The sequence below is a fragment of the Streptomyces sp. NPDC001415 genome (assembly GCF_053597395.1).
This window is the reverse complement of the sequence record NZ_JBSFIE010000029.1, coordinates 85,569-96,486: the sequence shown is the minus strand read 5'-3', so window position 1 is coordinate 96,486 and position 10,918 is coordinate 85,569. Positions and strand designations below refer to the sequence as shown.

Here is a 10,918-nt window from a genome sequence, read left to right as displayed (position 1 = left end):
GGCTGGGGGCGCAGCCCCCAGGAGCCGAACCCTCCCACCCCTTGCACGGGCGGGAGGGCGGGCAAACCCCCCGGGGTCTGGGGCGCAGCCCCAGGGGCCCAGCCCGTTCAACGCTGAGCAACGGGCGGGCGGGTGGGCAAACGCCCCCGGCCCCGCCCCGCCCCCGCCCAGCCCCGGAAAATCAGAGGACCCGCCAACCCACCCCCGCTACGGTGAACCCCATGTACTCGTACTACTTCTTCCGCTGACCCGCACCGCGCCCAAGCGGCCCGCAGGGGTGCAAAAGACAAGCCCCGCCGCGCCGCGACCCCGCGCTGCCCTCCGCCAGGAAGAAGCCCCGAGTACCCCCAGGGAACAACCATGCGCTCCCGCGCCCAAAACCCCTCTCAGCTCACCCTCGCCGCCGTCTCCAAGGCATACGGAGACCGCCCAGTCCTCGAAGACGTATCCCTCACCGTCCGCCCCGGCGAGAAGACCGCCGTCATCGGCGAGAACGGCTCCGGCAAGTCGACCCTGCTGCGGCTGCTCGCCGGAGTCGAGCGACCGGACTCCGGCGAGGTCACCGCCGTCTTCCCCGGCGGCAGGGCCCATCTCGCCCAGACCCTCGACCTCGCCCCCGACCGCACCGTCCAGGACGCGGTGGACCTCGCGCTGAAGGAACTGCGCACCCTCGAAGCGGCCATCAGAGCCGCCGAGACGCGCCTCGCGGACGCCGACGAAGCCGAACTCGCGGCCTACGGCGACCTGTTGACAACGTACGAAGAACGCGACGGCTACCGCGCGGAAGCCCGCACCGACGCCGCCCTGCACGCCCTCGGCCTCGCCCACGTGACCCGGGACCGCGAACTCGGCTCGCTCTCCGGCGGCGAGCAGTCCCGTCTGGCGCTGGCCTGCGTCCTGGCCGCCGCCCCCGAACTGCTGCTGCTCGACGAGCCGACGAATCACCTGGACCGTCAGGCCACCGATTGGCTGGCGGAGCAACTCCGCGCACACCGGGGCACGTTGGTGGTGGTCACCCACGACCGCGCGTTCCTCGAACGCGTCTCGACGACGATCCTTGAGGTGGACCGGGACCTGCGTACGGTCGTCCGGTACGGCGACGGCTGGGCCGGATACCGTACGGCCCGGGCCGCCGCACGGCGCCGCCGCGAGCTCGCGTACCAGGAGTGGCGGGAGGAGCTGAACCGTACCCGGGGGCTGGTCGAGGCCGCCGGGCAGCGGCTCGCCGCCAGCGGAAAGGACCCCCGCCAGGGCTTCGGCAAGCACCGCCGTTCCTCGGAGGACAAGCTGTCCGCGCAGGTCAGGGCGGCCAGGACGCGCCTGGACCAGTTGGAGCGCGAGCCCGTCGCGGCCCCGCCGCCGCCCCTGCGTTTCAACGCCCGCCTCACCACGGCGGCGGCCACCCCCGAGGGCCCGCTCGTCGAGCTGACCGGGGTGAAGGTCGGCAGCCGCCTCGACGTACCCGGCCTGACCGTGAAGCCGGGCCGCCGCCTCCTCGTCTCCGGCCCCAACGGCGCGGGCAAGACCACCCTGCTCCGCGTCCTCGCCGGCGACCTCGTCCCGGAGGAGGGAGAGGTGCGCCGGACGAGCCGTCATATCGGTTATCTGGCACAGGAGTTGGACCACAATCCGAGCCGCCTCCCCCTCCTCGGTGCGTACGCGGCCGGGCGGCCCGGCCTCCCCGAGGAGTACGCCGACGAGTTGCTCGCGCTCGGCCTGTTCCGGGAGGAGGACCTGGCCGTGCCGGTCGCGGCGCTCTCCGTCGGGCAGCGGCGGCGGCTCGAACTGGCCCGCCTGGTGACCCGCCCCGCCGACCTCCTCGTACTGGACGAGCCGACGAACCACGTGTCGCTCGCTCTGGTCGAGGAGGTGGAGCAGGCCCTGGCCGGCTACCCCGGCGCGGTCGTCGTGGTCTCCCACGACCGCCGCTTCCGCTCCTCCTTCACGGGCGACGAGTTGGAGCTCCACGCCGGAGCAGCGGTGGGCTGACCCACGCCCGCCGAGCCACGACGCCCGTACATCGGGACGGGACGCCGTGGCCCAGCTATCGGGAGCGGCGGCAGTACTCCCCCCCCCCGTTTACGGGGGGGGAGTGGCCGCCTTTCCTGCGTAGCGGGGCAGGGAGAGATGAATCGCCGTCAGGGCGATTCGTCGTCTCGTTCCACGGCGGTGAGTGCGACCTCAAGCAGGTGCACGATCTCTGAGTTGAGGGACCGTCGGTCGTTCTCGGCCTGGGCGGTGAGCCGTGCGTGTACGTCGTCGGGGAGGCGAAGAGTCAACTGAACCATGACACCATTATAGGCCCACCTTGGTATCGTGGTCGTCGTGAAGCTCAGGTACCAGTTCCGCGTGTATCCGAGCGCCCCGCAGAAGATCGAGCTGGTGAAGGCGTTCGGGTGCGCCCGTGTCGTGTGGAATGACGCGCTGCGCATCCGTCAGGACGCCTACATGCAGAACAAGCCGCTCCCCTCGATTGTGGAGCTGGCGAAGCTGGTGATCACCGAGGCGAAGAAGACCACCGAGCGCGAATGGCTCGGCGAGGTCTCGGCGGTCATACTTCAGTCGTCCCTTCGGGATCTCCAAACGGCGTACAGCAACTTCTTCGCCTCGAAGAGAGGCACCCGCAAGGGACCAAAGATCGGACCGCCCCGCTTCAAGAAGAAGGCCAGCCGCCAGGCGGTGCGGTTCACTAAGGCCGCCCGCTTCTCCATCACCGAGGACAGCAAGCTCCGCCTTCCGAAGATCGGTGACGTTGAGGTCCGCTGGTCACGAGAGCTTCCCTGCGAACCGTCGTCTGTGACGGTCATCAAGGACGCGGCTGGTCGGTACTTCGCCTCGTTCGTTGTGGAGGTCGAGGACATGCCACTGCCCGAGCTGGACTGGGAAGAGACCGACACCGGTATCGACTTGGGCCTGTCCTCCTACGCCGTGCTGCGGGGTCGGAAGATCGCCTCGCCGAAGTTCTTCCGCCGTCAGGAGAAGAAGCTCCGACGCGCTCAGCGCAAGCTGAGCAGGTGCGCCAAGGGCAGCAACAACCGGCGCAAAGCCAAGCTCGCCGTAGCCAGGATCCATGCGCGCATCGCCGACCAGCGACGTGACTTCATCGAGCAGGAAACCACCAGGATCACGCGTGAGAGCCAAGCCGTGTATCTGGAGGATCTTGCGATGAAGGGCATGGCCAAGAGCTTCGGCAAGTCCGTGCACGACCAGAGCCTGGGCATGTTCGCCCGCACGTTGGAAGCCAAGTGCGCGAGGTACGGGCGAACCTTCGTCAAGGTCAGCAGGTGGTTCCCCTCCACCCAGTTGTGTTCCGCGTGCGGTGCGCTCACCGGGCCGAAAGGGAAAGCCGGACTGCGGATACGCACCTGGACGTGCGACTGCGGCACCACTCACGACAGAGATCAGAACGCCGAGTCCAACCTTCGCCTTGAGGGGCGGAGCCTCGTGGCCGAGGGACGCCCGGACACGTAAAACGCCTCGTGGAGCCCGCGTAAGACCCGGCAAGCCGGGCGGTGGGTGATGAAGCAGGAACCACCTACGACCGTCGCCCAACAACGGCGGCCCGGTGGGAATCCCCCCACGGTTTACTACCGCGGGGGAGCGTCAAAAACGAACACATGACCCTGCACTGGAAACTCGTCGTCGACGCCGCCGACCCGCACGCCCAGGCCGACTTCTGGGCCTCCGCCCTCGGTTACGAGGTCGAGGACAACAGCCTGCTGATCAACCGGCTCCGCTCGGCCGGCGCGATCGGCCCGGACGTCACCCTGGAACACGGCGGCCGGATCGCCTTTCGCGATCTGGTCGCCGTCCGGCATCCGGACGATTCCTACGACCCCGAGAGCGGTACGGGCCTCGGCCGGCGCATCCTGTTCCAGCGGGTTCCCGAGCCGAAGACGGTGAAGAACCGGCTGCACATCGACGTCCACTCGGCACCCGGCACCCGGGAGGCCGAGGTCAGCCGCCTCACTGGGCTCGGAGCGGACGTGCAGCGCCAAGTGAGGGAAGCTGGCGGCGAGTTCACGGTGATGTCCGACCCCGAGGGCAACGAGTTCTGCGTCCACTAGAACCAATCGGAGCCGGCAGGCCAGGCGTCAGGCCTCGCCCGCCATCCCCCCGTTACCCTCCGTTCGGCGCCAGTCGGGCTCGCCTTCAATTCCCGTCCGGCGCATCGTCGACCCTCCTTCGGCGTCCGAAATCCGAACCCTGCTGGCCGATTTACGTTCTTGACGCCTCCTGTACCTCTCCTTGACCATCGGGCTCACGTTTCCGTCCCATCCCCCCACACACACGGAACACGGAGCCCCCCCATGCACAGCTCCCACTCCCGGCGCGCCCCGGTCGCGGGCGCGGCGCTCGCCGCCGCCACTCTCGCCGTCGGTCTGCTCGCGCCGACCGCCCACGCGGCCCCGGCGCCACCGGCAACCTCCATACCCTCGGCCGTCTCCGCGCCCGACATACCCGTCGCCAACGTCAAGGCGCACCTCGCCCAGCTCCAGCAGATAGCCAACGCCAACGGCGGCAACCGCGCCCACGGCCGCTCCGGCTACAAGGCCTCGCTCGACTATGTGAAGGGCAAGCTGGACGCCGCCGGATTCACCACCTCCGTCCAGCAGTTCAGCTCGTCCGGCGCCACCGGCTACAACCTGATCGCCGACTGGCCGGGCGGCGACACCTCTCGGACCGTCATGGCGGGCGCGCACCTCGACTCGGTCACCGAGGGTCCCGGCATCAACGACAACGGGTCCGGTTCGGCCGGCATCCTGGAGACCGCGCTCGCCGTCTCGCGGGCCCAGCTCAAGCCCGACAAGCACCTGCGGTTCGCCTGGTGGGGCGCCGAGGAGCTGGGCATGGTCGGGTCCCGGCACTACGTCGACTCGCTTGCCACCGGCGACCGTTCGAAGATCTCCGGGTATCTGAACTTCGACATGATCGGTTCGCCGAACCCGGGTTACTTCGTCTACGACGACGACCCCGCCCTGGAGAAGGTCTTCAAGGACTACTTCGCCACCCTCTCCATCCCGACCGAGATCGAGACGGAGGGCGACGGCCGCTCCGACCACGCCCCGTTCAAGAACGCGGGCATCCCCGTGGGCGGCCTCTTCTCGGGCGCCGACTACACGAAGACGGCGGCCCAGGCGCAGAAGTGGGGCGGCTCGGCGGGCAAGGCGTTCGACGCCTGCTACCACGCCTCCTGCGACACGAGCGGCAACCTCGACGACACGGCGCTCGACCACAACAGCGACGCCATCGCCTACGCACTGTGGCAGCTGGCCGCCGGGACCTCGCCGGGGCGGGTCGCGACCTCCTCCTAGTTCACCGCCTCCGGCAGACCCCATGAGATGCATGCGTGTGCATAGAATGCACACGCATGCTTTCTTGGGTTACGTACGGAGGGGACCATGGCCCGCGACTTCCTTTTCCTGCTCGGCAGCACCCGTAACGGCGGCAATACCGAGGCGCTCGCCCGACAGGCCGCCGAACAGCTTCCGGCCGGCGACACCGCCCGCTGGCTGCGCCTCGCCGAGCTCGACCTTCCCGAGTTCCGCGACCTGCGCCACACCGAGGACCGCGTCCAGGCCGCCCCCACCGGAGACGCGGCGACGCTTCTGGAGGCGACGCTGGCCGCCACCGATCTGGTGATCGCCTCGCCGCTGTACTGGTACAGCGTCTCCACCCCGGTCAAGCACTACCTCGACCACTGGGTGACCTGGCTCTACAACCCCGAACTCGACTTCAAGCAGCGCATGTCGGGCCGCACCCTGTGGGGCGTGACCGCGCTCGCCGGCAGCGACCACGCGTGGGCGGACCCACTGGTGGGCACCCTGCGGAACTCGGCCGCGTACATGAACATGAACTGGGGCGGGGTGCTGCTCGGCTCCGCCACCCGGCCCGGCGAGATCGAGGCCGACACGGACGCGGCGGCCCGCGCCAAGACCTTCTTCAGCTCGGCGCCGGAGCCTGCATCGCGCGCATGACATGAGCCACCAGCGTCTCGATCCGCTGCTCGTCGGGGAGCGGCCGCCCCAGCGCGTGGCGGTAGTAGAGCGGGCCGTACATCATCTCCACGGCCAGCGGAAGGTCGGCATCCGGGGGCAGTTGGCCCTGCTCCTGGGCGCCCCGCATGCGCTGGTAGACCAGGCCGACGCGCGGGATGACGAGCTCGTCGTTGACCGCCCTGGCGAGCCGCTCGTCGTGCAGCAGCTCGGAGAGGATGCCGGTGTACGCGGGCCCCACCACCGGCGAGGTGAACAGCCGCACCAGGCTCCCGATGTGGGTCCGCAGATCGGCTTCGATGTCACCGGTGTCGGGGAGCGGGGAAGCGCTGACCACCAGCTCGGTCACCGCGTCGAGCAGGATCGCGCCCTTCGTCGACCACCAGCGGTAGATCGTCTTCTTGCTCACCCCCGCACGAGCCGCGATGGCCTCGATGGTGACCTTTCCGTATCCGCTCTCCGTGCACAGTTCGAGCGCGGCCGTGAGCGTCGCGCGGCGTGATTTCTCGCTGCGGCGCGTGGGGTCCGGGGCGGACGCGGACGGGGTGATCATGCCTTCACTCTACGAGCACACCCGGAACCGGATTGACAGTCGGGCGGATCGCTCCAACAATGACGCAGGAAACGGAACGTGTCGTGTCGAGCCGTCACGGGGGTCGGCTCGCACGACCGGTCCGTTCCGGACACTTCACGCCCCGGTTCGGGCGCTGCACCCGCCGTTTCCCACCTGCCACCCGCCCCTTCCGGGGTGTCACGCCGTGATGTCCTTCGTCGTGAAGCGGGCCCAGGCCGCCGAACCGAAGACCGCGACATACAGGGCCTGGAGCTCGAAGTTCTTCACCAGCTGGTCCCAGTAGACGGGCTCGCGCAGGACGTCCGCGAAGGACAGCCAGTAGTGCGTGAAGAGGTACGGCGCGATCGCGTGCAGCTGCGGTATCTGGCCCAGGATCTGGACCGTGATCAGCAGCCCGACGGTCGAGGCCATCGCCGCGATCCCGCTGTTGGTCAGCGTCGAGACGAACAGGCCGAGCGCCGCCATCCCGGACAGTGAGGCCGCCACCACCCCGGCGACCGCCACGGCCCGCAGCAGCCCGTCCACGAAGGAGATCTGCGTACCGGAGATCGTCGTGACGTCGCCGAGCGGGAAGAGCAGCGCGCCGACCGCGAGCGCGGACGCCGCCACCGCGAGCGTGGCTATCAGGCAGAACGCGAGCACCGAGGCGTACTTGGCGAAGAGGAGCCTGGTACGGCCCGCCGGGGCGACGAGCAGATAGCGCAGGGTGCCCGAGTTGGCCTCGCCCGCCACCGCGTCGCCCGCCACCACCCCGACCGCCATCGGCAGGAACACCGGCAGGGTGGCCGCGAGGGCCGCGAAGACGAGGAAGAGGCCGTTGTTGGTGATCTGCGCGAAGAAGGCGGGGCCACCGTCTCCCCCACCGCCGCCCTGGCCTCCCCCGCCGCCGCCCCGCGAATCGACCTTCAACGCGATGCCGATCAGGACGGGCACGGCGGCCAGTACCCCGAGCAGCGCGAGCGTGCGCCAGCGGCGCAGCACCGTGACCAGCTCGGAGCGGAACAGCCCCAGGGACCACAGGAGGCTCGGCTTCCGCTCGGGAGCGGGCTCCGGGTTCTCGTGCGCCACGTCCATGACCTCAGCCCGCGACATCGAATCCCTCCCCGGTCAGCGCGACGAAGGCGTCCTCAAGGGAGGGCCGCTCGGCCGCGAAGCCCCGCACCCGCACCCCGGCCCGCACCAGCTCGGCGTTGAGGTCCGCCAACTCCACATCCCTGGGCGGAAGTTCGGCGGTCACCCGGTCCTCGCCCACCACCGCCACATCGGCGATCCCCCGCTCCTTGAGGAGGCGGGCCGCAGCCCCGGTGTCCGGGGTGGTCACCGCGAGCCGGCCCCGCGCGTTCGCGGCGAGCTCGGCCACCTCGCCCTGGACCACCAGGCGGCCCTGGTTCATCACGGCGGCGTGCGAGCAGACCTGCTCGATCTCGTCGAGGAGGTGCGAGGAGAGGAAGACAGTCGTCCCGCCCTCGGCCAACTCCCTTATCAAGGCCCGGATTTCGCGCATGCCCTGCGGGTCGAGCCCGTTGGTCGGCTCGTCCAGGACGAGCAGCTCCCGGCGCTGGAGCAGTGCCGCCGCGAGGCCCAGGCGCTGCTTCATGCCCAGCGAGTAAGCCCGCGCCTTCTTGCCCGCGGCGGCCGTGAGGCCCACCCGGTCCAGGGCGGTCGTCACCCGGGCGGTGCGGGTGCGCGGGTCCGCGGTGGGGTCGGCGGCGTCGTACCGCAGCAGGTTGTCGCGGCCGGACAGGAAGCCGTACAGGGCGGGGCCCTCGATCAGGGCGCCCACCCTGGGGAGCACGGTGCGGGCGGCTCCGGGCATGGGGCTGCCGAGGACACTCGCGGTGCCGGAGGTCGGCTCCATGAGGCCCATCAGCATGCGGATGGTCGTGGTCTTGCCGGAGCCATTGGGGCCGAGGAACCCGAAGACGCTGCCGCGGGGGACTGTGAGGTCGAGCCGGTTCACGGCCAGCTGGCCGCCGCGGTACCGCTTGGTCAGGCCGTGCGTCTCGATGACCGCCGATTCGTTCCCCACCCCGCCCCTTCCCGAACCGGGGCTCCGCCCCAGACCCCGCTCCTCAAACTCCCCCAAGGCCTTAAGGGCCAGGGGGGACCCCCAGGAGGGGCTGGCTTTGTCCCCGAGCAGCATGAATTGGTGCGCAGGGCTGGGAAGAGGGCGGCCAGCCCTCTTCCCAACCCCCTTACTACTTGGCCGAGTTGGCCGCGTCGACCAGCGCGTCCTTCGTCACCGCACCCACGTACACCTTCCCGTTGTCCGTGATCAGGGCGTTCACCAGACGGGTCTTGAAGACCGTGCCCGTGCCGAACTTGCCGGAGACCTTGTCGCCGAGGGAGTCCAGGAACTTCTGGGCGTCGCCGCCGCCCTTGGCGCTGTCCGCCTTCGGCATGCCCTTGCCGCCGGTGTCGAGCTCGGCGATGGCGGTCCAGCCCTTGCCGATCACCTTGGTGTTCTTGGCGTTCTTGGCATCGCCGAAGTTGCCGAGGCCGCCGGGCAGGCTCTGCTCGGGCAGAGACGTCTGCTTCTGCTTGCCGTCGTCCTCGGTGACCTTCGCGCCCTTGGGCGGGCTGAACTTGAAGGTGTCCGCCGACGGCTTCGAGAAGTCGACCTTGGTGAAGCCCGCGTCGACCACGGCCTTGCCGCCCCCGCTCGGCGAGAGCGTGAACTTCAGCGGCACACCGGTCTTGGCGTCCACCGCTATGCGGACCGAGCCGATCGTCGAGCCGGACTGCTTCGGCTTGATCAGGAGCTGGTACGCATCACGCCCGGCCACCTGGGACGTGCCGTCGACCGACACCGCGGTGGTGGGGTCGACGTTCTTCAGGAACTGGTCGGCCAGCGCCTTCGGCGTGGTCGGAAGGCCCGCGTCCGGAGTCTTCTTGCCGTGCTCCTCGGACCTGCCGTGCTCGTCGGCCTTACCGTGCTCCTCGGCCGCGGGCTTCTTGGAGTGGAACGCCTGGTTCGAGCCGCTGTCGTACGCCCAGACGTCGTTGCCGTTGTGGATCAGGCTGTACTCGGCCGCGTCCTCCAGGATCGACACCTTCTGGCGGTCCGGGCCGTCGGCCGCGACGCGCAGGGTGTGCGTGCCCGAGGCCAGCTCGGTCAGCTTCGCGTCCGGGGAGGCGGACTTGTCCGAGCCGCCGCCCTTGGGGGCGAACGAGCCGAGGCTGCCGAGCCCGGGCAGGCCCAGGTCGGTGGTGATCTTCATCGTGCCGGAGAGCTGCTGGGTGTCCGACGCGGCCATCTTCTCGATGAGCTGCTGCGCGCTGATCTTCGGCAGACTGGGGTCACCGGCAGCGGCGAGCGCCGGGACCAGTCCGATGGTCGCCGCCGCGACCCCCGCCACCCCGACCGGGACGAGATAGCGCGCCGCCTTCCGGCGGCCCGCACCGAGGTCCCTGGCCTCGTCGGTGGCCTGTGCGCTGTCGTTCGGTGCCATGTGTGCCCTACCTCCGTGGTCGGCGGCGTCCGTCCGTCGTGCTCAGTTCCACCCCGCGCCGCCATTCTCACCCGAATTGGTCAGGAGTGGTGCTTCCAATCTGACCAAAATGACCGCCCCGGCGCGTCAGTCCCCGGGAGCAACCTCACATACCTCTCTGGGATGACAGAACCCCGAGTCGGCTAGCCCGTCCAGTAGGGGTCGGCGGCGCGCCCCCCGCCCCGGTCGAGTGGTCCAGGTCACAAATCCGTGGCTCGAAGTGAGTGCGGAGCAGGCCGGATCCGTACCTCTGGGTGAGAGCACACGGCACCATCAAGCCCTACTAAGGGGGATCGCCATGCTCAGGACTCAGCGCATCGCGGTCGGCGCGACAGCCGGGGCCTTCGCCCTCGCACTCGCCGTCAGCGGATGCGGCAGCGGTTCCGGCTCCGGATCGGCCTCCACCACCAGCCCCGGCACGAGCAGCAGCTCAGGCAGCGGTGCGGCCGAGCCCGCCGCCGGCACCCTCTCCACGGCCAAGGTCGACAAGGTCGGCACGGTGGTCGTCGACGGCAAGGGATTCGTGCTCTACCGCTTCGACAAGGACACCGCGAAGCCGACGCCCAGGTCGAACTGCTACGGCACCTGCGCCGCCCAGTGGCCACCCGCCCCCGCGACCGGCAACGTCACGGTGAAGGGCATCGACAAGTCCCTGGTCGGCACGGTCACCCGGAACGACGGCACCAAGCAGCTCACCCTCGCGGGCTGGCCGCTCTACCGGTACGCCAAGGACGACGAGCCGCACGAGGCGTACGGCCAGGGCGTCGGCGGCATCTGGTTCGCGGCGACGCCGACCGGCGCCAAGGCCACGACGAGCGACACCGGCGGCAGCTCGGGCGGCGGCTCCGGCTACTGAC

Annotated in this window: 11 protein-coding genes; 6 read left to right on the top strand and 5 right to left on the bottom strand. The window is 69.9% G+C overall.

The annotated features are described in order from the left end of the window. Window positions 1–360: 360 nt before the first annotated feature. Window positions 361–1,989: a ribosomal protection-like ABC-F family protein gene (gene abc-f, locus ACWC2B_RS29635; RefSeq protein WP_450721897.1), complete on the top strand. Its 1,629-nt coding sequence runs from the start codon at window positions 361–363 to the stop codon at window positions 1,987–1,989. 149 nt (window positions 1,990–2,138) lie between these two features. On the opposite strand, the gene ACWC2B_RS29630 is transcribed toward abc-f, so the two are convergent. Beyond that, window positions 2,139–2,288, bottom strand: a complete 150-nt coding sequence (locus ACWC2B_RS29630) for an Arc family DNA-binding protein (RefSeq protein ID WP_450721895.1) — start codon at window positions 2,286–2,288, stop codon at window positions 2,139–2,141. A 37-nt stretch (window positions 2,289–2,325) separates the two neighbouring features. Between ACWC2B_RS29630 and ACWC2B_RS29625 the strand changes: the two genes are divergently transcribed. The 4 genes from ACWC2B_RS29625 (at window position 2,326) to ACWC2B_RS29610 (ending at window position 5,978) form a co-directional block, all read left to right on the top strand. Next, window positions 2,326–3,471 (top strand): RNA-guided endonuclease InsQ/TnpB family protein, encoded by a 1,146-nt coding sequence (locus ACWC2B_RS29625; protein WP_450721893.1) that lies wholly within the window; start codon window positions 2,326–2,328, stop codon window positions 3,469–3,471. Between the two features lie 146 nt (window positions 3,472–3,617). Then, complete coding sequence (locus ACWC2B_RS29620; protein WP_450721891.1) at window positions 3,618–4,067, top strand: VOC family protein; 450 nt, start codon at window positions 3,618–3,620, stop codon at window positions 4,065–4,067. A gap of 243 nt (window positions 4,068–4,310) precedes the next feature. Continuing rightward, window positions 4,311–5,315, top strand: coding sequence for a M28 family metallopeptidase (locus tag ACWC2B_RS29615; RefSeq protein WP_450721889.1), 1,005 nt, complete (start codon window positions 4,311–4,313; stop codon window positions 5,313–5,315). 87 nt (window positions 5,316–5,402) lie between these two features. Then, on the top strand, window positions 5,403–5,978 hold the full coding sequence (locus ACWC2B_RS29610; protein WP_450721887.1) for a flavodoxin family protein: 576 nt from the start codon (window positions 5,403–5,405) through the stop codon (window positions 5,976–5,978). On the opposite strand, the gene ACWC2B_RS29605 is transcribed toward ACWC2B_RS29610, so the two are convergent. From ACWC2B_RS29605 to ACWC2B_RS29590, 4 genes are all read right to left on the bottom strand, one after another. Further along, entirely contained in the window at window positions 5,944–6,549 is a 606-nt protein-coding gene (locus ACWC2B_RS29605; RefSeq protein ID WP_450721885.1) for a TetR/AcrR family transcriptional regulator, read from the bottom strand. The two genes, ACWC2B_RS29610 and ACWC2B_RS29605, sit on opposite strands and share 35 nt — an antisense overlap. Window positions 6,550–6,747: 198 nt before the next feature. Continuing rightward, a complete protein-coding gene (locus ACWC2B_RS29600; RefSeq protein ID WP_450721883.1) occupies window positions 6,748–7,662 on the bottom strand; it encodes an ABC transporter permease in 915 nt (304 codons plus the stop codon). Then, window positions 7,649–8,599, bottom strand: coding sequence for an ATP-binding cassette domain-containing protein (locus ACWC2B_RS29595; protein WP_450721881.1), 951 nt, complete (start codon window positions 8,597–8,599; stop codon window positions 7,649–7,651). The genes ACWC2B_RS29600 and ACWC2B_RS29595 overlap by 14 nt, the downstream gene beginning before the upstream one ends. A gap of 169 nt (window positions 8,600–8,768) precedes the next feature. Beyond that, window positions 8,769–10,022, bottom strand: a complete 1,254-nt coding sequence (locus ACWC2B_RS29590) for a LolA family protein (protein ID WP_450721879.1) — start codon at window positions 10,020–10,022, stop codon at window positions 8,769–8,771. A 337-nt stretch (window positions 10,023–10,359) separates the two neighbouring features. Between ACWC2B_RS29590 and ACWC2B_RS29585 the strand changes: the two genes are divergently transcribed. Next, window positions 10,360–10,917 carry a hypothetical protein gene (locus ACWC2B_RS29585; protein ID WP_450721877.1) on the top strand — a complete coding sequence of 186 codons (558 nt, stop codon included), beginning with the start codon at window positions 10,360–10,362 and terminating at the stop codon, window positions 10,915–10,917. The last annotated feature ends 1 nt before the right edge of the window (window position 10,918 follow it).